Annotated in this window: 24 protein-coding genes; 12 read left to right on the top strand and 12 right to left on the bottom strand. The window is 40.3% G+C overall.

Going from position 1 to position 25,399, the window contains the following annotated elements; translation table 11 throughout:
- Window positions 1-12: 12 nt before the first annotated feature.
- The 7 genes from hypF (at window position 13) to NXG61_RS09020 (ending at window position 7,417) form a co-directional block, all read left to right on the top strand.
- Window positions 13-2,292, top strand: a complete 2,280-nt coding sequence (gene hypF / locus NXG61_RS09050) for a carbamoyltransferase HypF (protein WP_307222245.1) — start codon at window positions 13-15, stop codon at window positions 2,290-2,292.
- Window positions 2,293-2,306: 14 nt separating this feature from the next.
- Window positions 2,307-2,531 (top strand): HypC/HybG/HupF family hydrogenase formation chaperone, encoded by a 225-nt coding sequence (locus tag NXG61_RS09045; protein WP_196605875.1) that lies wholly within the window; start codon window positions 2,307-2,309, stop codon window positions 2,529-2,531.
- Window positions 2,518-3,615: a hydrogenase formation protein HypD gene (hypD, locus tag NXG61_RS09040; protein WP_307222248.1), complete on the top strand. Its 1,098-nt coding sequence runs from the start codon at window positions 2,518-2,520 to the stop codon at window positions 3,613-3,615. Before NXG61_RS09045 ends, hypD begins: the two co-directional genes overlap by 14 nt.
- Complete coding sequence (gene hypE / locus NXG61_RS09035; protein ID WP_307222250.1) at window positions 3,605-4,612, top strand: hydrogenase expression/formation protein HypE; 1,008 nt, start codon at window positions 3,605-3,607, stop codon at window positions 4,610-4,612. Before hypD ends, hypE begins: the two co-directional genes overlap by 11 nt.
- 211 nt (window positions 4,613-4,823) lie before the next feature.
- On the top strand, window positions 4,824-5,441 hold the full coding sequence (locus tag NXG61_RS09030) for a GTP pyrophosphokinase (protein ID WP_196605872.1): 618 nt from the start codon (window positions 4,824-4,826) through the stop codon (window positions 5,439-5,441).
- Window positions 5,442-5,459: 18 nt separating this feature from the next.
- A complete protein-coding gene (locus NXG61_RS09025) occupies window positions 5,460-6,128 on the top strand; it encodes a response regulator transcription factor (RefSeq protein WP_196605871.1) in 669 nt (222 codons plus the stop codon).
- Window positions 6,129-6,151: 23 nt separating this feature from the next.
- Entirely contained in the window at window positions 6,152-7,417 is a 1,266-nt protein-coding gene (locus NXG61_RS09020; protein WP_196605870.1) for a sensor histidine kinase, read from the top strand.
- Between the two features lie 97 nt (window positions 7,418-7,514).
- Here the strand turns inward: NXG61_RS09020 and NXG61_RS09015 are convergent, their stop codons facing one another.
- The gene (locus tag NXG61_RS09015; RefSeq protein ID WP_196605869.1) at window positions 7,515-7,862 is read right to left on the bottom strand and encodes a cupin domain-containing protein; all 348 of its coding nucleotides are present in this window, start codon (window positions 7,860-7,862) and stop codon (window positions 7,515-7,517) included.
- A gap of 257 nt (window positions 7,863-8,119) precedes the next feature.
- Between NXG61_RS09015 and NXG61_RS09010 the strand changes: the two genes are divergently transcribed.
- The 5 genes from NXG61_RS09010 to NXG61_RS08990 all read left to right on the top strand — a co-directional run bounded on the left by NXG61_RS09010 (window position 8,120) and on the right by NXG61_RS08990 (window position 11,384).
- Window positions 8,120-9,010 (top strand): fructose bisphosphate aldolase, encoded by an 891-nt coding sequence (locus tag NXG61_RS09010; protein WP_196605868.1) that lies wholly within the window; start codon window positions 8,120-8,122, stop codon window positions 9,008-9,010.
- Between the two features lie 231 nt (window positions 9,011-9,241).
- Window positions 9,242-9,835 carry a peptidoglycan recognition protein family protein gene (locus NXG61_RS09005; protein WP_231038689.1) on the top strand — a complete coding sequence of 198 codons (594 nt, stop codon included), beginning with the start codon at window positions 9,242-9,244 and terminating at the stop codon, window positions 9,833-9,835.
- A gap of 345 nt (window positions 9,836-10,180) precedes the next feature.
- Window positions 10,181-10,510, top strand: coding sequence for a YbaB/EbfC family nucleoid-associated protein (locus NXG61_RS09000; protein ID WP_196605867.1), 330 nt, complete (start codon window positions 10,181-10,183; stop codon window positions 10,508-10,510).
- On the top strand, window positions 10,510-11,106 hold the full coding sequence (gene recR, locus NXG61_RS08995) for a recombination mediator RecR (RefSeq protein WP_196605866.1): 597 nt from the start codon (window positions 10,510-10,512) through the stop codon (window positions 11,104-11,106). Before NXG61_RS09000 ends, recR begins: the two co-directional genes overlap by 1 nt.
- Before the next feature lie 23 nt (window positions 11,107-11,129).
- Window positions 11,130-11,384: a pro-sigmaK processing inhibitor BofA family protein gene (locus NXG61_RS08990; RefSeq protein ID WP_196605865.1), complete on the top strand. Its 255-nt coding sequence runs from the start codon at window positions 11,130-11,132 to the stop codon at window positions 11,382-11,384.
- A gap of 111 nt (window positions 11,385-11,495) precedes the next feature.
- Here NXG61_RS08990 and csaB read toward each other — a convergent pair whose 3' ends face one another.
- The 11 genes from csaB to lon form a co-directional block, all read right to left on the bottom strand.
- Window positions 11,496-12,599, bottom strand: a complete 1,104-nt coding sequence (gene csaB, locus NXG61_RS08985; protein WP_307222255.1) for a polysaccharide pyruvyl transferase CsaB — start codon at window positions 12,597-12,599, stop codon at window positions 11,496-11,498.
- Window positions 12,592-14,652, bottom strand: coding sequence for a DUF5693 family protein (locus tag NXG61_RS08980; RefSeq protein WP_196605983.1), 2,061 nt, complete (start codon window positions 14,650-14,652; stop codon window positions 12,592-12,594). The genes csaB and NXG61_RS08980 overlap by 8 nt, the downstream gene beginning before the upstream one ends.
- 17 nt (window positions 14,653-14,669) lie before the next feature.
- On the bottom strand, window positions 14,670-15,356 hold the full coding sequence (locus NXG61_RS08975) for an LmeA family phospholipid-binding protein (RefSeq protein ID WP_196605862.1): 687 nt from the start codon (window positions 15,354-15,356) through the stop codon (window positions 14,670-14,672).
- Between the two features lie 67 nt (window positions 15,357-15,423).
- Window positions 15,424-16,531, bottom strand: a protein-coding gene (prfB, locus tag NXG61_RS08970; RefSeq protein ID WP_196605861.1) for a peptide chain release factor 2 whose coding sequence is annotated in 2 segments (ribosomal slippage) — window positions 15,424-16,461 and window positions 16,463-16,531 — 1,107 coding nt in all. Because the reading frame shifts where the segments join, the coding sequence is not laid out codon by codon here.
- Between the two features lie 40 nt (window positions 16,532-16,571).
- A complete protein-coding gene (gene secA / locus NXG61_RS08965; protein ID WP_196605860.1) occupies window positions 16,572-19,094 on the bottom strand; it encodes a preprotein translocase subunit SecA in 2,523 nt (840 codons plus the stop codon).
- Window positions 19,095-19,483: 389 nt separating this feature from the next.
- Window positions 19,484-19,798 carry a hypothetical protein gene (locus NXG61_RS08960; RefSeq protein WP_196605859.1) on the bottom strand — a complete coding sequence of 105 codons (315 nt, stop codon included), beginning with the start codon at window positions 19,796-19,798 and terminating at the stop codon, window positions 19,484-19,486.
- Between the two features lie 4 nt (window positions 19,799-19,802).
- Window positions 19,803-21,002: a pyridoxal phosphate-dependent aminotransferase gene (locus NXG61_RS08955; protein ID WP_196605858.1), complete on the bottom strand. Its 1,200-nt coding sequence runs from the start codon at window positions 21,000-21,002 to the stop codon at window positions 19,803-19,805.
- A gap of 199 nt (window positions 21,003-21,201) precedes the next feature.
- Window positions 21,202-21,699, bottom strand: coding sequence for a siroheme decarboxylase subunit beta (gene ahbB / locus NXG61_RS08950; RefSeq protein ID WP_196605857.1), 498 nt, complete (start codon window positions 21,697-21,699; stop codon window positions 21,202-21,204).
- A gap of 5 nt (window positions 21,700-21,704) precedes the next feature.
- Window positions 21,705-22,157, bottom strand: coding sequence for a siroheme decarboxylase subunit alpha (gene ahbA / locus NXG61_RS08945; RefSeq protein WP_196605856.1), 453 nt, complete (start codon window positions 22,155-22,157; stop codon window positions 21,705-21,707).
- Between the two features lie 153 nt (window positions 22,158-22,310).
- Window positions 22,311-22,946, bottom strand: coding sequence for a ribosome biogenesis GTP-binding protein YihA/YsxC (gene yihA / locus NXG61_RS08940; protein ID WP_196605855.1), 636 nt, complete (start codon window positions 22,944-22,946; stop codon window positions 22,311-22,313).
- Entirely contained in the window at window positions 22,943-25,267 is a 2,325-nt protein-coding gene (gene lon / locus NXG61_RS08935; RefSeq protein ID WP_196605854.1) for an endopeptidase La, read from the bottom strand. Before lon ends, yihA begins: the two co-directional genes overlap by 4 nt.
- Between the last annotated feature and the right edge of the window lie 132 nt (window positions 25,268-25,399).

Genomic DNA, 25,399 nt, shown 5'->3' with positions numbered 1-25,399 from the left:
TGGTAAAATATTATGAAAAGATTATCAGTAAGAGTCAGAGGCATCGTTCAGGGCGTCGGTTTTAGGCCTTTTGTCTATCGGTTGGCACGGGAAAATAATCTTACCGGCTTCGTTTTAAACGATGATGACGGTGTCTTAATGGAAATTCAGGGTATTGAAACATCTCTTGATGTGATGCTTAAAGAGCTTAGCTATGAAGCACCACCCGCAGCTTCCGTCATGGAAATTGTAACAGCTGAAAAAGAAATCATTGCTTCGGAAAAAGATTTTACAATAAAAAAAAGTCCTCTTGCTGCCCTACGGAAAGCGTTTATATCACCAGATCTGGCAATATGTGCTGATTGCCGCAAAGAAATCATGGACAAATCTGACAGAAGATATCATTACCCTTTTACTAACTGTACAAACTGCGGACCGCGCTTTTCCATAGTGGAAGACATTCCCTATGACAGGCGCAATACTACAATGAAAACTTTTTCTATGTGCAGCAAATGCAGGGAAGAATATGCGCAGCCTCAGGACAGGCGTTTTCATGCCCAGCCAAATGCCTGCAATAGTTGCGGCCCGCAGTACAAACTTTTGAATAACAAAGGTACTGTAATATCAATTGATAATGAAATTATACTGGAATCAGCAAGAAAAGCTATAAAAAAAGGAGAAATAATTGCTTTAAAAGGTATCGGCGGTTATCATCTGGTCTGTGATGCCTATAATAATTCTGCAATACTTAAACTCAGAAACAGGAAGAAACGCTTTGACAAAGCATTGGCCGTGATGGCAGATTCAGTAGACACGATAAAAACCTTATGCATTGTCAATGCCAAAGAAGAAAGCCTCCTTAAGAGTCCTTCAGCGCCCATCGTCCTTCTTGCAAAAAAAGAAAATTGTGCTCTGGCTGCTGCAGTGGCTCCCGGCAATTGCAGTATTGGTTTTATGCTTCCTTATGCACCTATCCATTGTCTGCTCCTGCAAAAAGGAGATGTATTTGTGATGACCAGTGCCAATCTCAGTGAAGAACCCATTGCCTACGAAGAAGAGGACGCGCTGGAACGTCTGGCTGGAATAGCCGATCATTTTTTGATACATGATCGCCGCATCAATATGTCTATAGATGATTCAGTGATGCAAGTGGTGAAAAATGAAGCTTATTACATAAGGCGCAGCAGAGGATTTGCCCCTGCACCCCTTTTTCTGTCATCTTGCAATAAGCAGCTGTCAGTTTTCGCTGCCGGCAGTCAATTGAAAAACACATTTTGTCTGACCGATGGAAATAAGGCAATTCTAAGCCATCATATCGGCGATTTAGCTAACAAGGCCGCATATGATTCTTACAGAAAGGCCATAAACCATTATCAAAAAATTTTTTCCATACAGCCGCAAATAGCCGCATGTGATCTCCATCCAGAATATTTTTCTACGAAATATGCACTTGCGACAGGATTGCCGCTCATCAAAATACAGCACCATCATGCACATATTGTTTCTGTCCTTGCTGAAAATAACATATCGGAAAAGGTAATCGGTGTGGCACTTGACGGTACCGGTTATGGCGATGACGGCTGTCTGTGGGGCGGCGAATTTTTTCTGTGTGACTGTACTTCCTATGAGCGTTTGGCACATTTCTCATATCTGCCTCTGCCGGGAGCATCGGCCGCGATAAAAGAACCATGGCGCCTTGCCGCTTATATAATGCATTCTTTATATGGGAAAAAAATGCTGGAAAAAGAATGTGGTTTATGGAAATCTGTACCGGAAAACTGGTCCTTAGCTGTTCAAATAGCAGAAAAAGGCTTTAACTCACCCCTTACCTCCAGTGCCGGCAGAATATTTGATGCGGTATCGGCTGTTCTTGGCATAAGAGGAAGGATAAATTATGAAGGACAGGCCGCGATAGAACTTGAGCAAATAGCGGCGGCAGGAAACGGCAGCCTTTTACCTTATGAATCAAAAGAAAAAAATGGAATGTGTCAGATAGATTTCCTGCCTATGTTCAGAAGCTTAATTGAGGATGATGCTGCAATCTCCGAAAAAGCTGCTTCTTTCCATTTGACAATGGCAGCTGCCGTGGTGGATACCGTCAGGATTCTAAAGAAGAAGACCGGGGTCAGAAAAATTGTTCTGTCCGGTGGAGTCTTTCAGAATTTATTATTGCTCAAAAACATATTTGCCCTGCTGGAAGACGATTTTTCCGTTTATATAAATAGAAAAGTTCCTGCAAATGACGGTGGTCTGTCATTTGGACAGGCAGCGGCAGCATGTGCTATTATAAATAAAAATAGAGGCTTATTATAAAAGGAGCGATAAAAATGTGTCTTGCTGTTCCTGCAAAAATTATAGAAAAGAATGATATGATGGCAACCGTTGATGTTGAGGGCATACAGAGAAAAATCAGTTTGATGCTCTTACCCGATGCAAAAAAAGGTGATTTTGTTCTTATGCATGCCGGTTTTGCGATTCAGACAATAGATGAACAAGAGGCAAATTATACTGCCCAGCTGTTAAAAGAGGTCGCCCAAAATGATAATGCCTGAAGAATGCAAGAAGGCAGCAGAGTTTTTCCTGCAAAACATTGATAGACTTATAACAAAACCTACGCGATTTATGGAGGTTTGCGGTACACATACTGTATCTATTTTTCGTTCCGGCATAAGACAGCTTCTTCCTGAAAAGGTGGATCTTGTAAGCGGTCCCGGCTGTCCTGTATGCGTCACGCCGAATGATTATATGGATACTGCAATCGCCTATGCGAAAAATTCAAACGTGATCATAACTACTTTCGGCGATATGCTTAAAGTTCCCGGTACAAGCACAAGCTTATATGAAGCAAGAGCGGAAGGCGCTGATGTCCGTATAGTATACTCTCCGCTTGACGCCCTGCAGCTGGCAATAAATAACCCTGCAAAAAAAATAATTTTTTTAGCGGTTGGTTTTGAAACAACCGCACCTTTGACGGCAGCCACTATTCAAACAGCACAAAAAAAGCAAATAAATAATTTTTTTATTCTCTCTGCACACAAATGGACATATACGGCTCTCGATGCTTTATTAAGCGATCCGACAATAAAAGTCGACGGATTTTTGCTGCCCGGCCATGTCTGCGTCATTACGGGCGAAGCCCCCTTTTCCTTTGTATCTGAAAGGTATGCAAAACCGGCTGTCATTGCCGGTTTTGAGGCACTCGATATTCTTCGGGCCGTATATATGCTTGCCCTGCAGGTTCAAAACGGTCAGGCAAAAATAGAAAATGCTTATAAGCGCGTGGTCAGGACTGAAGGCAACCCCATTGCTCAAAATGCAATATCTTCAGTTTTCAGCAATACATCCGCAAACTGGCGAGGCTTCGGCGGAATAGAAAATTCCGGTATGACAGTCAACGCGGCATACGCTCAATATGACGCACTGCACAGCATCCCTGTGACCAAGGAAAACTCAAGAGAAAATCCAGCCTGTCGCTGCGGTGATGTACTAAAAGGCAATATCAACCCTACGCAATGTCCTTTATTCAAAAAAATATGTACACCGGAACACCCTGCCGGTGCATGCATGGTTTCCATTGAGGGCACATGCCATGCGTGGTATAAATATGGGCAAGGGAGATATCACTATGGAAGATAAATTCATAACTATGGCTCACGGAGCGGGCGGTGTAAAAAGCCGTGAGCTGGTCGAAGAAATAATGGTTCCAGCATTTGATAATGAATATCTGCGTCAGATGCATGACGGAGCCAAGCTTCCTGTAAAGAATAATATTGCCTTCACTACAGACTCCTATGTAGTAAAACCCTTGTTTTTTAACGGCGGCAATATAGGTAAACTGGCCGTATGCGGCACAGTGAATGATCTGGCTATGACAGGTGCCGTGCCAAAATATATATCTGTGGGCATGATTTTGGAAGAAGGTTTTCCAATAAAGGATTTGCGCACTATCGTCGATACCATGAGTCAGGCAGCAGCTGAGGCCGGTATATATATCGTCACAGGAGATACAAAAGTAGTCAACAAAAACAGCGGTGATGGTATTTTTATCAATACGGCAGGTGTCGGTAATTTAATAGACGGCTGCGATATAGCTCCGCGAAATGTAAAGCCGGAAATGGATATAATAGTCAGCGGATATCTCGGTGATCATGCCGCGGCGATCATGGCATTACGACATAATCTGCAATTGCCGGACACACTAAAAAGTGACTGTGCTCCGCTAAATAAACTTGTTTATAAAATATTGCAGACGGCGCCCAAAATAGCCGTAATGCGTGATGCCACCCGCGGCGGCGCAGCAGCCGTTCTCAATGAAATAGCAGCCCAGGCAGGTGTCGGTATCATTATTGATGAAGACAATCTTCCCGTACGTAAAGAAGTACGAGGGTTCTGCGATATCCTGGGTTTTGATCCGATATATCTGGCAAATGAAGGCAAAATGGTAATCTTTGCAGACAAAACCTATAGCAGCCGGATACTTGCCGTTATGCACAAAGATGTATATGGCAAAAATGCCTGTATAATAGGCAGTACAAACAGTATCGCTCCCGGCGAAGTGGGTCTGCGTACAGCTATTGGCGGGATAAGGATAATTGATATGCCTGCAGGTGAACAAATCCCCAGAATCTGCTGAATCCTTAAAATTAAATATTGCATCATTAAAAAATCCGTCTTATTCAGGTACATACGCCTGCTTAATAAGACGGATTTTTATATCCATATACAAATATAAATAACGGTAAATTTCAGCAAATATATATAAACATCTACTTACAGTGCTGGTTTTTCCAAAATCAAAATATGTTATAATATGGATAAAAGGATGCATATAATGAGGTGAACATATGGTTGACAATGTATACGGAAAATATATACCTGTACTCGAAAAGGTTATGAACAATCTGCTGGAAAATATCCAAAAATATAATGAAAAAGAAAAAAATAAGACGGGCGAAATGGCATATGAACACTTGATTTACCGCATTAAAACACATGGCAGTATGGCAGAAAAATGTCATCGTAAGGGATTGCCGCAGACTCCATGTGCAGCACTTCACGATATACGGGATGCGATCGGTATTCGTATCATCTGCCGGTTTATTGAAGACATTTATGTAAATATCGCCTATATTAAAGCCATACCAAATTGCCGCATTATTCAGGAAAAGGATTACATAAAGCATGTAAAAGCAAACGGATATCGCAGCTATCATATAATAGTCGAGCTTACAATGCCTTATGAAGATGCATCAGAAATATGTCCCGGACACTTTTTTGCTGAAATACAGCTGCGAACCATTGCCATGGATTCATGGGCCAGTCTCGAACATCAGATGAAATACAAGCGTAATATAGAAAATTCCGAAATGATCGTGCGAGAACTGAAACGATGTGCCGATGAACTGGCAGCCTGCGACATATCTATGCAGACTATACGTAATCTGATCCGCACTGAACAATAATTATGGGAGAATACAGACATGAAAATATTGCTGGCAGAAGATGAACACGATATGTCATCAGCACTTACCGCTGTACTGAGACATTCCGGTTATGAAGTAGACGCTGTTTACGACGGAGCTGCTGCCGTAGAAAAGGCACAGGAAAACACATATGATTGTATGATTTTTGATATTATGATGCCTAAGATGGATGGTGTCGATGCACTGAAGCAATTACGCGGCAGTGGTAATTTCACACCCGTCATTATGTTGACAGCTAAAGCAGAAACAGATGACAGAATCGCAGGCCTTGATGCGGGTTCTGATGACTATCTGACAAAACCATTTGCTATGGGAGAGCTATTGGCTCGTATCCGGTCCATGGTACGGCGCATCAACGCCTTTTCACCATCCAGGCTTTTTTGCGGTACCGTCACCCTGGATGTGGAAGAACAGGAATTATCCTGTAAAAATTCTATTCGTTTAGGCAATAAAGAAACAAAACTCATGAAATTTTTTATGCTTAATATCGGCAGAGAATTATCAACAAAAGCTATTTTTCTGCACGTCTGGAAAAGTGAATCAGATGTGGACAAAACTATTGTCTGGATATATGTGTCATATTTACGGGAAAAGCTGGAATCTGTTAATGCAGACATCCAAATCATCGGAAATAAGGGAAAAACCTTCCTTCTAAAAGAAAAATAAACAGCGGGGATATGGTACAATTCATGGATATAATAAAAAATCTGCGGAGAAAATTTATTGCGGCGGCTACAGCAGCTGTTGTTATTATAGTGGCCGGGGCCCTTGGCTTGATCAATACAATAGTATATATGCGCATGCATGTTCAAGTGGAATCTGTTCTTTTATATATTTCACAGAACGGCGGAAATGTCCCGCAAGAAAAGACCCCACAGGACAGCAGTTGGTTCGGCGACACAAATTGGTCTGATGATACGCCTGAATTTTCTTATCAAACAAGATTTTTTAGTGTTCTTGTCAATCCGGCGGGATATATCGAAAAAATAAACATCAAAAATATTGCTGCTTTTACCGAAGATGAAGCAATACAATATGCACAGTCTACTGCACAAGAAGGAAAAATGCAGGGCTTTTTCAAAAAGGACAGAGCCAGTTATGCCTATATGATAACAAAAGATCCCAGCGGAAATTTTCTTATCGTCATTATGGATTATACACGTGACGCAGGTGCAGTTGACTCCTTTATGCATTATTCTTTATTATTCGGTTTCATCTGCATACTATTATATATATTTATTCTGGCCGCTTTATGCAATATGGCTATCAAACCATTTATTCTCAACATGGAAAATCAAAAACGGTTCATCACCAATGCCGGTCACGAATTGAAAACTCCGATAGCTATTATTTCCGCTAATACCGAGGCGATGGAGCTTATCAACGGCAAGAGTGAATGGACGGTCAACATATTGAAACAAGTTCACCGCTTATCCAAGCTGATAAATGATCTTATTATGCTCGCAAAAATGGGGGAACGCTCCCGTGCGGATCTTGACATAACGTCCGTAGATTTATCAGAAACAGTGACAACTGTGACTGAATCATTCAGGCAAATGCTCAGTGATCAAAAAAAGGGATTTACCTGTCGCATCGACCCTCTTATCCATATCCAGTCCGATGCAAAATGTATATATGAACTTATAAATATTCTTGTTGATAATGCCGTCAAATATTGTGATGATAACGGTACCGTCAACGTAATTCTTTCACGCAATAAAAAAAATACAGGTGCTATCATCGCTATTTCCAATACTCACATCGCCGGAGCTGCGATCGATTATTCCCGATTTTTTGAACGATTTTACCGCGGTGATGTGTCACATAACAGCAAAAGAAAGGGCTATGGTATAGGATTGGCCATGGCAAAAGAACTGGCACAGCTCATAAAAGGAAAGCTCAATGTATCCTATACCAACGAAATAATCACTTTTACCGTAAGGTTAAATACTTAATGCATTCAGCAGGTATACTGATCTGGCAATAAAAAATATATACTCCCCAAAAACAATCGTAATACATTGCCAATAATATCTTCTGCCAGCCAATATCTCATTTTATCTTGTTTGGAAAAATTACTACCAAAAGCATTTTAAAGCAGTTTTCAGCATATACCGCATGCGGATGCTGTGCCGGCATAATAATGGACTCGCCTATTTCCAATTTATGCGAAATTCCGTCCACAGTTATCTCACCGCTTCCGTCAAGACAAATGGCAAAAGCATCACCATTGGATTCGTGCGTGCTTAAGCCCTCTCCTGCTGCAAAAGCAAATAAAGTCATTCCCACAGCATCATTTTGGATAAGTGTCTTGCTTACTACCTGTTCATCTTGATATTTCACCAAATCCTTTAAAACCAGTACTTCTGACTTTCTGATATTCTTTAAAATAGTTTCCATTTGATTTCATCTCCTCTGAATTATTTATTTTAATATATACCTTTTTTCTATTTAATGCTGTAACAATTGTGACATGCTCTAAAGATATATATACTTGCTGCAATATCCGACATTTTTCTTCTGCTTGCAAAGAAATGGGAAAAGTATTATTATTAAACTATTCAATTGATACTTAAAATATTCGTTTTACTTGAAGAGATTTTTTTATCATATATCTTCAATTTAACGAAAACTTTCTAAAGAGGAGATGAATTTTAATGAATGAAAAACAATTGCAAAGAGTGAGTCATGACAAGGCATTTATTGCGGCTCTGGATCAAAGCGGCGGAAGCACACCGAAGGCATTGGCTGCTTATGGTATAAAGGAAAATGAATATAACGGCAACGACGAAATGTTTGCCAAAGTGCATGAAATGCGTACACGGATAATAAAAAGTCCTGCGTTTAAGGCTGATTATATTTTAGCTGCTATCTTATTTGAAAATACTATGGACCGGAAAATTGACGGAGAATTGACGGCGGATTATCTTTGGAATAAGAAGGGAATCGTTCCTTTTCTAAAAGTTGATAAAGGTCTGGCTGAATTAACAGACGGTGTTCAGCTCATGAAACCTATGCCCGATTTAGCTGATCTTTTGAAACGTGCTGTGCAGCGGAATATTTTCGGCACAAAAATGCGTTCTGTAATAAAGCAGACAAATAGAGATGGTATAAAAAAAATTGTCAAACAGCAGTTTGAAATTGGACGACAGATAGCTGCTGCAGGGCTTGTCCCCATACTTGAACCTGAAGTTGATATTCACAGCGAAAATCGTGCAGAATCAGAAAAGATACTGAAAGAGGAGATATTTAAGGAACTTTCTTTACTGCCATCTGATTTAAAAATAATGTTCAAGTTATCTATTCCCGAAATCGATAATTTTTACAGCGATCTGATAAATGGACAAACAAATATTATCAGGGTGGTAGCTCTTTCAGGCGGTTTCTCCCGGCAGGAGGCAAATGACAAATTATCACGCAATAATGGTTTAATAGCCAGTTTTTCGCGGGCACTGGCAGAAGGACTTTACGCACAGCAATCTGATAATGATTTTGATACTGTTCTTGCTTCCAGTATAAAAAATATTTATGAGGCTTCTATTACCTGATTAACATACATGTACGCTTAGTTTTATCCGCTGTATAACCGAAAGAAAAATCGGCTGTATGGCGGATTTTTCTTTCATTTTAAATATTGACCGACCAAGTTCCAATTAATACTCATCTATTGCTATACTCCAATTGTTTCATAAAAATTTCATAATTGGAGTATAGCATAGTAGTATATTGAATAAGTATACAAAAAAAGCTGATTTTCCATGTTATAAAGGGAGTTTATATTGATAAATCGCAGGAAATTTTTATTTTATACTTTTGGTACAATAGGCAGTCTCATGTTTTTGCCTCAATTTACTTTCAGCAAAATCGCTTTGGCTGCTTCAGGACAGCCACTCACCTCTCCTCCTATAAAGGAAACGCATCTCAGTTTTGTTCTTCCATTAGAAAATCGTCAGCAAACTAATATGATCATTATTCATCATATAGGCGGAACCAATCAGGATGTATCTGCAGCAGAAGTTCATCAATGGCATCTAGCAAACGGCTGGGCGGGAATAGGCTATCACTATGTAATAAGAAAAGATGGCACTATAGAACGCGGCAGACCTGCGGATACCATAGGCGCGCATTGCTACGGCTATAATAAGACATCTGTAGGCATCAACATAGTAGGCGATTTCGAAACTGCATATCCTACTGAAGCTCAGCTCAATTCAGGTGAATATCTGACAGCATATTTATGTCAGCTTTATAGATTGAATACCGCCGATAATATTATCTTTGGTCATCGCGATCTTAACAGTACTTTATGCCCGGGAAAAAATTTGTACAGCCAATTGGATGATTTTAAACAGAAAGTTTTTGCTAAATTATAAATTCATGTAAATTCCCTGCATAATACATAAAACAACAACATAAATACTTATTCATAGAAAAATATATACACGGAATATATCAGCTTTACCGATCGCAAAATAATTATTTAAAAATAGCAATCCCGTATAATTTTTGCAGCCATACATTTTTTATAACTATAAAGAATGCTGACTTGCAAGTAATGCATCTATATTATATACTTAATAAATATGTATCAAGTTATCGAATCAGGGAATTACTGACACTTTCATTTCAAAATCAGAATTGCCTCAAGATAGCGGTGGCGGCAATATTAGTTTGCAGTTGTCGCAGTTTTAAATAAATTCACAGGAGGAATAAATTTAATGTTCAATCCTATGGGCGGCAATATGGCCGGCATGATGAAAAAAGTCCAGAAATTACAGCAGCAGATGGCAAAAATGCAAGATGATCTGAAAGAAAAAACTGTTGAAGTATCAAGCGGCGGTGGCGTTATCAAAGTTATTATGAATGGTGAAAAGCAAGTTGTTTCTCTGACTATTGATCCATCGGCAGTTGATCCGCAGGATGTGGAAATGCTTCAGGATCTTATCTCAGCAGCAATAAATGAATCTGTAAAAAAAGTAGACGATATGATGGCTTCGGAGATGGGGAAACTTACAGGCGGCCTTAATATACCCCCAGGAATGTTTTAATGCAGTATATTGAACCTTTGGCTAAACTTATTGAGCATCTGCGTACGCTGCCGGGAATAGGTTCAAAAACAGCTGCACGTCTTGCCTATCATATATTGGATATGGAGCCTTCAAAGGCAAAGGCTCTGGCCAATGCTATAATCGAAGCCAAAGAAAAAATTGGCTTTTGCAATACCTGTTTCAATTTAAGTGATGTCAACCCATGCAGCATTTGTTCCGCCCCCAGTCGCGACCATTCAATAATATGTGTCGTTGAACAACCCCGTGATGTTGCAGCAATGGAACGTATGCGTGATTTCAAAGGTGTTTATCATGTTCTGCACGGGGTGCTGTCACCACTGGACGGAATAGGTCCCGACAATATAAAGGTCAAAGAACTTCTGGTAAGACTCCAGACGGAAAAAATAAAGGAACTCATAATGGCCACCAATCCCAATGTTGAAGGTGAGGCTACCGCAATGTACGTTGCCAAACTGGTAAAGCCGGCAGGGATAAAGGTTACCCGCATTGCTCACGGACTGCCTGTAGGCGGTGATTTAGAATATGCGGACGAAGTTACCTTGGCAAAAGCATTGGAAAACCGCCGAGAAATTTAATATTTTTATCAAGGAGTTAAACAATGTTTGACATTAGTCTGGTCATAGCTTTTTTAATAGGTATTTTTATTTTATGCATCATAACAAAAATATTATCTTTGCCTATGCATATATTATGGAAACTTATCTATAACAGTATTATCGGTGCAATATGCTTATGGCTGGTAAATGCTGTTTTAGGTCTTGCGATACCTATTAATTTTTTTACGGCAATATTAGCCGGAACTTTAGGAATACCTGGAGTATTGCTTATCGTGATCTACTATCTTATAAAATGACTTGCCCGTTATATGAAACCAAGTATATTATATAAATTAAAGCCCCCAAATCTGGGGGCTTTAATTTATATATGCCACATTATTTACATAAAAAACTTCAATTGCTCGATATTATATAGTTTTTTGTTTTTTTATTAAACCTAACGCCAACTCTGCGTTGCTGGAGGCTGCACTGCGCAGCTCAGATAATCGCTGCCCATTTTCTTCTCTGCATTTGTCCTTATTTTGCCATTTTGCAGCAAATTGAACAAAAATACTTTCAGCTGTTGCACTTTCCAAATCGTCAGCAGCTTTTTCACCTATGGAATTCAAAAATCGGTCTACCTTGGGATCATAGGACAGACCTACCATTGGCACTCCCATTACACCGGCAAATATCAATGCGTGCAATCTTATTGATATAAGCATGTCCAAATTTCCCGTTATTGATAACAGTTCACTTGTGGTATATTCGTCATTAAGCAATATTGGTGCCGACTTCATATAGGCCGCTATTTTTTCAGCTGCTGCGACATCTTCAGGATACTGCATAGGTATAAACACTATCTGTGCGCCATAAGATGTTCCTATCCTGTCGGAAACCTCTGCGAGCACCTTTTTGTAATTGATCAGTCCACGCCACTCTCTCGCATAAATTCCTACTATCGGTTTTGTGCGTGAGATCTTATTTTTAGATAAAATATGCTGGCCAATATTTTTTTCCACAGAGTGAATTGCTAAAACCGGATCGGCTGTGACCTTGATAAGGGGTTTGGAAATATGCATCTGCTCCAATTCAGTCAAGGATTCTTTATCTCTGACTGTGATAAGCCTTGCATGATTGCAGAACCAGCGCATAAGTCTGCGCGGCAGCCAGCCAAAAACCGGACCAATACCTTGTGCATAAAGCATGACAGGTGTTTTTACCAAAATGGACAAAAAAAGGATTCCCATATAATAATATAAACTGCGTCCGCTGGTCACGTTCTGCAACAGACTGCCGCCGCCGCTTATCAGTAAGTCTGCATTTTTTAAAGCTTTCACAATGGAAAACACCGACAGCCAGTTTATTGATTTTACGCCATGTCTCTTTGCCGTGTCAGCCGGATTTGTCGATATGACGGTAAATTTAATCTTGGGATCAAGATCGGTAAAAACTTCCAGCATTGCCGCCAGCATTGCCTCATCACCGGCATTTTTAGAACCATAATACCCAGAAACTACAATATTATTCATGCCCGGCATTTTTCCTCCTCTCCAATACAGAAGAGAAATGCCGCCAAAGTTCCAATATCAACAATACCAGAAAACCAAGCAGCGCACCAAATACGACACCGCCAACACCACGGACCAGAGACATATAAACAGGTGTACGCATGTGGGCAAAAGTTTCGACCATTGAGCCTTGTCCTATAGTAGCAGCAAAGACCAATATACCGAAGATAAATACAGGCCATTTCCTAAGCCATGCCATTACCATAATAAAAAACGCCGGATGACCGATAAACAATTCTTTTGACCGAGGTCTGGCAAAGAATGTTTTTTCCAAAATAGCGCGTATTTTTAATTCTATGCCGGGTACAGGAAAGCCGGCTGTGTGTCCCGATCGTTCGATAAATACTACCATAGCTAATGCCAGCATGACGAAAATCATTAATGTTTTCACCAATATTTTCATATTTAGAAAATGCTTTATCTGTTCAATTATATTCATAGGAACCAAAGGATTGTCGTCGTCAAAAACGTTAAAGCGCTGACAAAGCGCTATTCCCACTAATATCATCGGCAGGACAAACGTAAGCTTTATCCCCCTGAAAATTTCAATTTCAAGGAAATAACGCACATCAGATAAAATACCGGAAAGGTAAGCAGCGCCTATCAGGGAAATCGCACTTGTCACAATTATCATCCCAAAAGACAACAACATTATACGCAGGAAAGAAGAATTTTTGCTGCGTTTTATATCTTTCATTTTATCCAGTAAATATATCATAGCCAGGGTCGGAAACAAATTGGCCGCGGCAAAGGCCCCCAGAACACGTATTTTATTGCCATGACCCATAGCCAGAGGAATCACACAGATCAGCGTGATCAAGACAAAGAGCATATACTGATATTTTAATTTAAAATCAGGTATAATAAGTGATAAATACAGTACGCCTGCGGCACAGATGCCGATCATTATGAATATGCGCAAAAGCTGACTGCCGTCATATATTTCCAAGCTGCCTGCCGGTCCTATTTCAAACCCCTTAGCCTCTAATTTATCTCTGGTATCAGCAAAATACTTTATATTGGTCTGCATCACAGAAAGACCTGTAGCAGGTTTCTCGTACGGACGCAGAAGATCAATACGTATATTTCGTTCCTCGTCAGTATTGCTCCAGCGTTCTACCGCATCGGCCAGTTTCATTTTAGGCTGCTCATCTTTAGGAATAGTGTACAGACGGGCCGCCTTATAATCCAATCCCTGTGCTATATCAACCAATCCGTCCTGCGGGTAAAATTTCAACTGTGAAACATTTTCTATCATGCCCAATGTTATATCACGCTGCTTCATTTTTTCTACGGTATAATTCAGCAGTTTTGGCGCTCCCAATGTCTGCGGTCCGGAAAAAACTATATCGGATATTTTAATGCCGTTCAATCTGTCAAAGACAGCATCAATTTCCTTTTCCGTGACATCGGTATAATTGCTGGGACGCGCTATAACATAAAATCCTGCCGCATTTACAGCTTTCATTTCATCTGTAGGCATTCCCAGATTCATTTTCAAAAAATTTTCATAGTTAGCTTTTACCGCCAGAACTTCGCTGCTGCCGACAGACAACGTCCGCACACGTTCATTGCCGAGCCGCAAAAGCAAATCTTCTTTTACTTCCTTGAACGTCTGGGGATCATTACCTGTTACATAAACATCTGTCCCCACTATTTTCCCGGCAGATACCAACGCTGACCAATCCGGATCAGAAAGAGATCCGTTATGATAGCGCTGCAAGATCTCGCTTCCCGATGTTGCAGCAGCTTTTCCGTTTTCATTCAGTTTTTTGAATGTGGTTTCGTAAACAGCCAGCGATGTTATTCCTGCTTTTTTTGTTTCAGCAAGCACTTCAGACGGTGGCAGCCCCTCATTTTCTGCTAATTTTAATAAATCTTCATAATCAAGAGCCAGCTCTATAGTCGCATTGCTGCTTTCCACATGATAACGCTGAAAACTTATTACCAGCCCAGCAACAAGACCTATTGCAATCAGCAGTATAAACCAGCGGTTATAATTGAAAACCCTCAACATTTTTCCCACCTTATCTATTCTTTGTGAGCACTTGCTTTAATGGATATCTGATTGTCTTCCTGCGTAACAGACTTAATCTCTGCACCAAAAGGCAACTTGCTTTTATCAAGAAGCATTACATCATTTTTCGTATTTAAGCTGATTTTCCCCAGTAAACTGTTTTCAACATCAAATTCTGCAATTTTAAAATAAATATTTCCGTCTGAAGTATACAGATATCCGCTCATATTGGCTGCTATATTGTTGTTCAATATAGGTATATCAGCCTTTACAGTGACGATCTGAGGCGTAATATTCACAGTGGCGCTGTGCAGTCTGTTTATTTTCTGCAAAAGCAGCTTTTCAAGTGATTTTGCGTCAATAGTACAGGAAAGATCAATATTTTCCGCTCTGTCTAATGTAAAACGTTCCCTCAGCAGATCAGTCATATTTATATGCAGATTACTGCCGGTCAGCAAAAGATCATGTACTTCTGTCTGCCCGATAACGGCACTGTCAGCTTTATAATCAATACTATCTATCTGCCCGCTGGCTATCATGAAAGGCGGATGAGTCTGTACCTCACCTTGTATAGCATGCGCCTGCATATCATTTTGCAAATAATTATATACCGTATAGGAAATATAATTAGGCAAAATCAAACTTGTCAGTACCGTAATGACTATTATCAATACTGAAACGATAATTAAAATTTTACGCAATTTTCTCACCCTGCAGCAATAAAAAACATTGCCATCATAATTATAAAATAGGACAACAGTTGCTGTCTCACAGCTGTTTATTGGCCTTTGCACGCAGATAATTTTCTATGAATAAATTGATACCGCCGTCCATTACTCCCTGCGTATCACTTGTTTCGACATTAGTTCGATGGTCCTTTACAAGATTATACGGATGGAATACATACGAGCGTATCTGACTGCCCCATTCTATTTTTTGCTGATCACCCTCAAGCTTGGCAAGTTCAGCCTCTTTTTTTTGTATTTCCAATTCAAAAAGACGTGCACGCAAAAGTTTGAGGCACTGCTCTCTGTTCTGCAGCTGAGAACGTTGATTCTGACACTGTGCCACAACGCCTGTGGGTATATGTGTCATGCGGACTGCCGAATCTGTCTTATTTATATGCTGCCCGCCTGCACCGCTTGCTCTGTAAGTGTCAACCCGCACATCTGCCATATTGATATCAAGCTCGACATTATCATCTATTTCCGGCATTACATCACAAGCAGAAAATGATGTATGCCGCCGCGCATTCGCATCAAAAGGAGAAATCCTCACCAATCGGTGCACCCCTTTTTCAGCCTTCAGATATCCATATGCATTATGCCCCTTGATCATCAGTGTGACTGATTTTACCCCCGCTTCATCTCCGGGCAGCAGATCAACAGTTTCGACCCCAAATTTATTTTTTTCTGCCCAGCGGCCATACATGCGCAAAAGCATCTGCGTCCAATCCTGAGCTTCCGTTCCGCCTGCGCCGGCATGAAGAGTCAATATAGCATTATTGGCATCATATTTTCCCGACAATAATATTTCCAGTTCTAATTTTTCGATCTGATCTTTTATTTCATTGATTTCCTGTTCTACATCACTGCAGACAGATTCATCCTTATCTTCCATCCCCATTTCCCAAAGCACCTGCATATCATCATACTTGTTAAGCATGCTCTGGTAACGTTCCACGCCATCCTTCAGCGTATTTAATTCAGTAGACACTGCCTGGGCTTTTTCAGTATCATCCCAGAAAGCCGGTTCGCCCATCTTATATTCCAATTCCGCTATTTTTTCTTTTTTATGAGCGACGTCAAAGTGAAGCCCCCATTTCATCCAGTTTTTTCTTTAAGTCAACTATCGTTACACGCAAGTCTTCTAACACTGTATTCACATCCTTAAATAATTATAGGCAAAATATTCTTTTACTTATTCCGTCCACAGCAATTCTTATATTTCTTCCCGCTGCCGCAAGGGCAGGGATCATTTCTTCCAACAGTATCCGCTTTCACCACAGGCTTTTTCTTACTGTCAGCAGCTTCCTCACCATGGGAAGCCGTAGCTCCCTTCAAGCGATCTTCCAGCGGCGGCTGTTCCTGCTGTACGATATTCACCCTGTACATCAGTTTGGCAACATCTTCCTGAATACTGCTGATCATAGCCTGGAACATATCATAGGCTTCGATCTTATATTCAACAAGAGGGTTTTTCTGTCCGTACGCCCGCAGCCCGATCCCTTCACGGACCATATCCATTTCATCAAGATGCTCCATCCACTTACTGTCCACTATCTTGAGCATGACAATTTTTTCCAGCTCGCGCATGTTATCTTCACCGAACAGTTTTTCACGAGCATTATAAGTGTCATCCGCTGTTTTATATAAATAATTTTCCAGCTCGTCCCTGCTCATATTTTCAAGAGTTTCTTTTGAAAACGTATCTTTTGGTGCATAAATTTTTTCTGCATCCTCAATGAGTCCCTGAATATTCCATTCTTCGGGATATACTTTTTCGTTGGCAAATACATCCATTTCGTGTTTGACAATATCATGTATCATGCCGAGTATATTTTCCTTAAGATTATCTTCAAGCAGTACTTTGCGGCGCTGCCCATATATAACTTCACGCTGCTGGTTCATAACATCATCATATTCCAGAACATGTTTGCGAATATCAAAATTACGTGCCTCTACCTTTTTCTGTGCCTGCTCAATAGAACGGGTAACAAGTTTATGCTCGATAGGATCATCCTCTCCCATACCAAGCTTATCCATTATATTGGCAATATTATCCGAACCGAACAGGCGCATCAAATCATCTTCCAGTGATAAATAAAATCTTGAAGAGCCTGGATCTCCCTGACGTCCGGCACGTCCGCGCAGCTGATTATCAATGCGGCGTGATTCATGGCGTTCTGTACCTATGATATGCAGACCGCCGTTAGCTGCCACACCTTCGCCCAGCGTAATGTCAGTCCCGCGCCCGGCCATATTTGTGGCGATCGTTACAGCTCCTGCCTGCCCGGCTCCTGCGATTATCTGCGCTTCTTTTTCATGATATTTCGCGTTTAACACATTATGAGGAATATGACTTTTTTTCAAAAGGTCACTCAGTTCTTCCGACTGAACAATTGACGTCGTACCGACCAGTACCGGCTGTCCTTTTGAATGATAATCACCGATTGCACTCACTACTGCTTTCAGTTTTGCCTTTTTCGTTTTGTAAATAACATCGGGGTAATCGGTGCGCAGAACAGGTTTATTAGTAGGGGCGACTATAACCGGCAGCTTATATATTTTAAGGAATTCATCTTCCTCTGTTTTTGCTGTACCGGTCATGCCTGACAGCTTATCATACATACGGAAATAATTCTGAAAAGTTATAGTTGCCAAAGTTTGTGATTCACGTTGTATCTTTACATTTTCCTTTGCCTCAATAGCCTGATGCAGCCCGTCGGAATAACGTCTGCCGACCATGAGACGGCCCGTGAATTCATCGACAATAATAATTTCATTATCCCGCACAACATAATCCCTGTCGCGTTTCATCATTGCCTTTGCACGCAGGGCCTGAGTAAAGCAGTGAGACATTTCTATATTTGCAGTATCGTACAGATTATCTATATTCAGCGCTTTTTCCACTTTGGAGACAGCTGATTCCAAGGGAGATACAGTTTTTTCCTTTTCGTTGAGAGTGTAGTCTTCCCCCTCTTTCAGCGGAGCCACGGCTCTTGCCATTATGGAATACATATTGGTAGATTTACTGCCCGGTCCTGAAATAATAAGAGGCGTGCGCGCTTCATCAATCAATATACTGTCTACTTCATCGACAATAGCATAGTGAAGTTCCCTCTGCACCATCTGATCTTTGCCTATGACCATATTATCCCGCAGATAATCAAAACCGAATTCATTATTTGTACCGAAAGTTACATCACAATTATAGGCAAACTTACGTTCAGCAAAATCCATATCGTGTGTGATAAGGCCCACTGACAAACCGAGAGTGCGGTATAGGCGTCCCATCCACTCACTGTCCCGTTTAGCCAGATAATCATTAACTGTTATCATATGTACACCGTTTTGAGACAAAGCATTAAGATACACCGGAGCTGTCGCCACCAGAGTCTTACCTTCGCCTGTCTTCATTTCAGCGATTTTTCCTTCGTGCAGACAAATACCGCCGATCAGCTGTACATCAAAATGCCGCATTGCCAGTGTGCGCCTGGAAGCCTCACGCACAACAGCAAAAGCCTCGGGCAGAATCGAATTCAACGATTCACCATTAGCCACGCGTTCTTTAAATTTTTCCGTGTTGCCGCATAAAGAACCATCACTCATTTTCCTGTATTCCGGTTCAAGCAAATTTATCTGTTCAACAATGCCGCGCATGCGTTTTATTTCTTTATCATTATTATCGCCAAGCAAAATTTTTAAAAAACCTAACAAATATCGTCACCTCTTATATAATAGAAACAAAATATTCAAGACAGCTGCATAATAAAATACGCAGTGAAAACCTTTGATATACCATTTTTCGGTATTTTACTATATTTAGTGTTTCCTCAATGCACAGTCAGCGCAGTTGCAATATCTCCGGCAAACAGACTATATAAAATTCTAACAGACAATCATTCATAAGTCAAAAACAGTATAACGCAAATTATAAGCTTTAACAAGATTTTTAGAAAGTGTACTCTATTTCAAGATGCGCCGTTTTATTTTACCGCAAAAAAGATCAGCAGCTTTTGATCTGCTGATCCTCATTCCTGCGATAAATTGCTCCGTTCTATGATACTTGCTTTTCCGTATTTCACTGCTGTGAATAAATAATTTTGTCAAAAAAATGGTTTCATTAAACCAATGACTTTTACCTTTTCAACGTTGAAAGCATTCTTTAAAGCAGGAATACAATCCTCTATATGCATTTTTTGCAGTTCATTTCCCGCTGTTATGAGAAGAGTATTTTCGTTTTTTGTCAAATTATGCACTGTTTCAATATAATTTTCGAAAATTTTTTCATCAATCAGACATCGCAGCTGCTGAAATTCCTTTTTCAATTCAGGTTTTCTTACTGTTATAGGAGTGATATGTTCCGTTTTTAAATGAGGATTATCAGCTTTATAATCTTCTTTTTCCGGTACTTCAAACAAAATATCAGCTCCTTTTTCCTATTCCGTAGCTCTCAGCGAGCTTTTTGAAAACAGGAAGAGATTTTTCTATTGTAGAGGTCTTTATACAATATGATGCTCTAAAATGTCCCGGACAGCCGAAATCAGTTCCCGGAACCAAAAGCAGATCAAATTTCTGTGCTTTCTTGCAAAACGCATAATCATCGGCTTCTAATGCTTCCGGGAATAAATAAAAAGCTCCCTGCGGTTTTATGCACTTAAAGCCTGCGGCGATCAATCCATTATAAAGAAGTGTACCATTCTGCCGATATGTGCTTATATCAGACGGCATATCACAACAGCGTGCTATAACGCGCTGAAATAGAGACGGTGCATTTACATGTGTAAGCACTCTTGCAGCGCCTGCTATAGCTCCGTATATTTTTTCAAAAGAAGCGGCTTCATCAGGTACAATAATATAACCGATGCGTTCTCCCGGCAGAGAAAATGATTTACTATAAGAGTAGCAGACAATCGTATCTGCATAATAATGAGGCAGATACGGCACTTTAATATTATCGTAGGCAATTTCTCTGTATGGTTCATCTGATATAAGAAAAATAGGATGCCCGTATTCCTTTTCCTTTTTTTTCATTATATCTGTCAGTTTTTTTATGGTTTTTTCTGAATATACAGCCCCGCTGGGATTATTGGGCGAATTAACAATAACAGCCTTTGTCTCGGCAGATATTCTTTTCTCAAATTCAGTAAAATCTATCTGAAAATCAGCAGGCTGCGGTGGAACAACCACTAATTTTGCTCCGGCAGCTTCAACAAAGCATTTATATTCCGGAAAAAACGGAGCAAATGTTATGAATTCATCACCGGCTTCGCTCAACGCTTTAAATGTTATGGTTATCGCACCGGCAGCTCCACCGGTAATAAAAAAGTTTTTTGCCGCAAAATTGGTTTGAAAACGCCGATTAACACTGTCCGCCAATTTTTCTCTCACCGATACCAATCCGGGTGCGATGGTATAACCGTGTACCGCACATGGCTCTTCTTCATTCAGTATATCAAAAATAGCCTGTTTTATATAAGCTGGAGCAGGCACATTGGGATTGCCCAAACTATAATCATATATATTGTCTTCTCCCACTTCGGCGGCCCTTTTCCGTCCGTATTCGAAAATAGTTCTTATGGTAGATTTCTTTGTACCCAATTCATACATAGTTTGCGAAAACATTTTATCAATCCTTCATCAATTTATTTTTCTATCCTTGCTGATATTTTCATTTAATCAATGTTTCCTGCGTTAAATGAGAACTTTTATTATTGTAGCATTTTTAAATATCCGCTTCAATAACCGGGAAAAATAAAAGGCTCAGGAAATTAATTATCCTAAAGCCTTCGTTCCCTTCAAGGGATATAATATAAATTCTTATTTACACATTCACTGTCTGACAAACCAATTCTTCCTCAAAATACCGCATGCTGGTTTTTTTCCATTCTTTTACACTGTAGAGCATCACCTTGTCAGTCAGCTTATTTTTTTCTGCCAATTCATCAACGACGGCATCACATTCTTCGCGTGTCTTTGCATGTATCATCGTATAAACATTATAAGGCCACTCCTCAGTCGTCGTCCTGTCATAACAGTGTGATACAGCAGTATTGGCTGACATTGATTTTGCTATCTCATCCATATGTTCTAAAGGGACTACCCATGCACAAAGTACATTGGCGGAAAAACCGGCCGTATAATGACCGAGAACCGCTCCCATCTTGCGTATCTGTCCATTATGCTTATACTGTCTGAGTCTGCTGAGCAACTCATCTTCGCTGATGCCGACACGCATAGCCAAAGCCTCATAAGGTTTTGCCACAAGGGGAAAATCGCTTTGCACTGCTCTGATAATTTTCTTGTCTAATGCATCCATCATATTACCTACTTTAAGTTAAATTTTACATTGACCTTATACTTTTTGCGGGATACTAAACTCATAACTGACTCCACTCCCGGCAAAGCACGAACATCATCAAGAATTTTAGTACGCTGCGCCACATTCTGCGTGAGCAAAGTAAACCAGAGGTTATACTTTCCCTTGCGTTCATAATTATGCGTAGCACCTTCATAAGCATTCACCGCTGCCGCCACTTTCTCCATATAACCATCCTGCACTTTCAGTGCGACCAATGTTCCTACATAGCCAAGCTTATCCGAATCAAAAAAAGGACCTATTCGCCTTATATATCCTTTTTCTCTCAATTCGTTAAGCCGGGCAAGCACTTCCTGTTCGGTCAATCCTGTTATTCTGCCCAGTTCCGCAAAAGGATGCGATGTCAATGGAAGATTTGTTTGTATGGCGTTTAATATCTTCTTATCTGATAATGAAAGCATATACCCACTCCAATGATTTTATCCGTCAGCAAAAACGGGCACAGGCCAGCTGAATGATATAAAACATACGGATAACGATTTTCTAATCAAATCAAGCGCCGCCGGATATACAGTCATATCCGGCATACTTGAATCGGATTCATATTTATGTATTCATTCTACCAAAGCCTGACCTATAAAGTCAAGTAAATATGAACGTCCCTCATTTTTTGTGGATGAATACGGAAGAATTGTAAGTTCTCGAACATTAAGAGCTTTTTTTATGCGGGAAATATTTTTTGCTACAGTTCCTTTGCCGATCTTATCCGCCTTAGTAGCTATGACAAATACAGGAATATCATGCTCAATCAGCCAGTTGAACATCTTGACATCTGATGGCATCGGTTCATGGCGTATATCGATGAGCTGGCAAACACAATATAAATCCTGCGGAAACAAAAAATATTTTTCAATAAAGACTGCCCATTTTTTTCTCTTGTCCTGGCCTGTCTTGGCATAACCATAACCAGGAAGGTCCACAAGATAAAAATCCTTTGTCGTCGCATCCTTATAATACTTAGCCGTCAGTTTAAAAAAATTTATTGTTTGCGTTTTACCCGGCTGGCCGCTGACGCGTGCTAAATTATGAAAGCGTGTAAGCGAATTTATCAGTGATGATTTGCCGACATTCGATCGTCCGATAAAAGCTATCTGTCTAAGTTTTTCTTCTGGAAACTGACTTGATTCAACAGCCGAAGCAATATATTCAGCCTTAGTTATATTTATTGATTCCTTAATTATATCGGTCATTCTTTCACCAACGCGTATTTCAATACATCATCCATTGTACTGACAGGAATAAATTTTATTTTGTCGCGTACATCCTGTTCAATATCTTCTATATCTCTTTCATTTTCTTTTGGTAGAATGATCGTATATATTTTTTCGCGATAAGCGGCCAAAGTTTTTTCCTTCAGTCCGCCTATAGGCAGCACCCTTCCCCTCAGTGTTACTTCACCGGTCATGGCTATATCGCTTCGTACTTTTTTTTCTGTAAGCGCAGATACCATAGCTGTAACCATGGTAATGCCTGCAGACGGTCCGTCCTTAGGAATAGCACCTTCCGGCAGATGAATATGAATATCCCTATTTTCATAAAATTTAGGGTCCAGTCCCAGTTCATCACTGCGGCTTCTTATGTAGCTCAAACCGGTCCTAGCAGACTCTTTCATGACATCTCCCAGCTGCCCTGTCAAAATGAGATTTCCTTTTCCTGCCAGTACAGTAACTTCTGTCGGTAAAATATCACCGCCGACTTCTGTCCACGCCATTCCCGTACATACTCCAACCTGAGGATTTTCTTCAGCACGTGTGTGCATATATTTTGTTCTGCCCAGAAAATCAGGCAGATTCTTAACAGTAATTCGAATCTTATCTTTATCCTCTTCAACTATTTTTTTAGCTGTTTTACGGCATACAGCACCTATTTGTCTTTCAAGTTCCCGGACTCCTGATTCACGCGTATAGTCCGCAATAATCTTTTGCAGCGTTCCGGCCATAAACTGCAATTGACTTTTTTTCAGTCCATTGGCAGACAGCTGTTTATCAACAAGATACTGCCGTGCAATCTGATATTTTTCCTCTTCTGTGTAGCTTGGCAACGCGATTATTTCCATCCTGTCTCGCAGCGGACGAGGAATATTCGCAATGTTATTTGCTGTCACAATCCAAAACACCTGTGACAAATCAAAGGGCACTTCAATATAATGATCTGAAAAAGCTTTGTTTTGCTCAGGATCGAGAACTTCCAAAAGAGCAGACGAAGGGTCACCTCTGTAATCAGATGCTATTTTATCTATTTCATCAAGTAAAAATACAGGATTCTTACTTTCCGCGTTTTTTATACCATTTATTATTCTGCCGGGCAAAGCACCTATATATGTGCGGCGATGCCCTCGTATCTCCGCTTCATCGCGAACGCCGCCAAGAGACGCTCTGACAAATTTACGTCCCATGGCTTTGGCTATGGATGATGCGAGAGATGTCTTCCCTACTCCCGGAGGACCTGCCAGACAAATTATCGGAGCCTTTACTCCGTTTGATAATTTACGCACCGCCAGATATTCCAGGATTCGTTCCTTCACCTTTTTTAAGCCATAATGATCTTTTTCCAATATTTTCTCCGCGGCTTCAATGTCAAGCTTATCACGGCTTACACGCGACCATGGCAATACCAGCAGCCATTCGATATATGTTCGTATCACACCGGCTTCCGACGAAGAAACCGGCAGCCTTTCAAGCCGTTTTATTTCTTTATCCAGGCACTCAAGAACTGCAGCAGGATATTTGCCCTTAGTCATTTTAAATCTGTATGCATCAATTTCCGTATTTCCACCGTCTTTATCACCAAGTTCTTGATGGATAGCCTTTAGCTGTTCCCGTAAGTAATATTCTTTCTGTATCTTTTCCATTTGACTGCGTACGCGATCGCCAATCTTTTTTTCTATGCCGAGAATTTCCATTTCTCTTAAAAGAATGGCATACAATTTTTCCAGACGTTTCACTGGATCTAACAGAGAAAGCAATTCCTGCTTATCTTCCATTTTCATATTCATGTGACTGGCTATAAGATCACACAAATGACCGCCGTCTTCAATCATAACAACTGATACTAATGTCTCAGGCGGTATTTTTTTACTCAGCTTTACCCATTCTTCAAATTGATGTATTACGGCTCTTGTCAATGCTTCCATATTAATAGATGCATCTTTTATTTCATCCTTATATTCTATGACTTCGGTTTCATAATATTTATCCAGAAGAGTTATTTTTTCTATTTTAGCACGATGCATTCCTTCCACTAAAACACGCATTGAACCGCCTGGCAGCTTTAAAAGCTGTCTGACTTCAGCCATTGTACCAATTTCATATATATCATTTTCTGTCGGTTCATCTATAGCAGGGTCTTTTTGAGCACTCAAAATTATCTTATGATCTTTTATCATTGCCTCTTCAAGAGCCGCTATAGATTTCTCCCTGCCTACATCCAAATTGACTATCACATAAGGAAAAACCACAATTCCCCGCAATGGAAGCAACGGAAGTACCTTCAAATTCTTTTTTTTCTGCATATATTAGCACACTTCCTTTCCAGTACTTTTTATTCAATAAAAAAGTTGCTGCATCTATCGGCAGGCAACGGCTCCTCTTCTAAGAGGAGATCCATCACCGCCAAATACTTCAACAAAGCCTGATTATATACA

The organism is Pectinatus haikarae (genome assembly GCF_050916305.1).
GTDB classification, from domain to species: Bacteria; Bacillota; Negativicutes; order Selenomonadales; family Selenomonadaceae; genus Pectinatus; species Pectinatus haikarae.
The sequence above is the reverse complement of the archived record's forward strand: the minus strand, read 5'-3'. Positions and strand labels throughout refer to the sequence as shown.

Excerpts from the sequence above, each read along its gene's own strand:
- hypF (WP_307222245.1), top strand. The coding sequence starts at position 13 with ATGAAAAGATTATCAGTAAGAGTCAGAGGCATCGTTCAGGGCGTCGGT.
- NXG61_RS09045 (WP_196605875.1), top strand. The coding sequence starts at position 2,307 with ATGTGTCTTGCTGTTCCTGCAAAAATTATAGAAAAGAATGATATGATG.
- hypD (WP_307222248.1), top strand. The coding sequence starts at position 2,518 with ATGATAATGCCTGAAGAATGCAAGAAGGCAGCAGAGTTTTTCCTGCAA.
- hypE (WP_307222250.1), top strand. The coding sequence starts at position 3,605 with ATGGAAGATAAATTCATAACTATGGCTCACGGAGCGGGCGGTGTAAAA.
- NXG61_RS09030 (WP_196605872.1), top strand. The coding sequence starts at position 4,824 with ATGGTTGACAATGTATACGGAAAATATATACCTGTACTCGAAAAGGTT.
- NXG61_RS09025 (WP_196605871.1), top strand. The coding sequence starts at position 5,460 with ATGAAAATATTGCTGGCAGAAGATGAACACGATATGTCATCAGCACTT.
- NXG61_RS09020 (WP_196605870.1), top strand. The coding sequence starts at position 6,152 with ATGGATATAATAAAAAATCTGCGGAGAAAATTTATTGCGGCGGCTACA.
- NXG61_RS09015 (WP_196605869.1), bottom strand. The coding sequence starts at position 7,862 with ATGGAAACTATTTTAAAGAATATCAGAAAGTCAGAAGTACTGGTTTTA.
- NXG61_RS09010 (WP_196605868.1), top strand. The coding sequence starts at position 8,120 with ATGAATGAAAAACAATTGCAAAGAGTGAGTCATGACAAGGCATTTATT.
- NXG61_RS09000 (WP_196605867.1), top strand. The coding sequence starts at position 10,181 with ATGTTCAATCCTATGGGCGGCAATATGGCCGGCATGATGAAAAAAGTC.
- recR (WP_196605866.1), top strand. The coding sequence starts at position 10,510 with ATGCAGTATATTGAACCTTTGGCTAAACTTATTGAGCATCTGCGTACG.
- NXG61_RS08990 (WP_196605865.1), top strand. The coding sequence starts at position 11,130 with ATGTTTGACATTAGTCTGGTCATAGCTTTTTTAATAGGTATTTTTATT.
- csaB (WP_307222255.1), bottom strand. The coding sequence starts at position 12,599 with ATGAATAATATTGTAGTTTCTGGGTATTATGGTTCTAAAAATGCCGGT.
- NXG61_RS08955 (WP_196605858.1), bottom strand. The coding sequence starts at position 21,002 with ATGTTTTCGCAAACTATGTATGAATTGGGTACAAAGAAATCTACCATA.
- ahbB (WP_196605857.1), bottom strand. The coding sequence starts at position 21,699 with ATGATGGATGCATTAGACAAGAAAATTATCAGAGCAGTGCAAAGCGAT.
- ahbA (WP_196605856.1), bottom strand. The coding sequence starts at position 22,157 with ATGCTTTCATTATCAGATAAGAAGATATTAAACGCCATACAAACAAAT.
- yihA (WP_196605855.1), bottom strand. The coding sequence starts at position 22,946 with ATGACCGATATAATTAAGGAATCAATAAATATAACTAAGGCTGAATAT.
- lon (WP_196605854.1), bottom strand. The coding sequence starts at position 25,267 with ATGCAGAAAAAAAAGAATTTGAAGGTACTTCCGTTGCTTCCATTGCGG.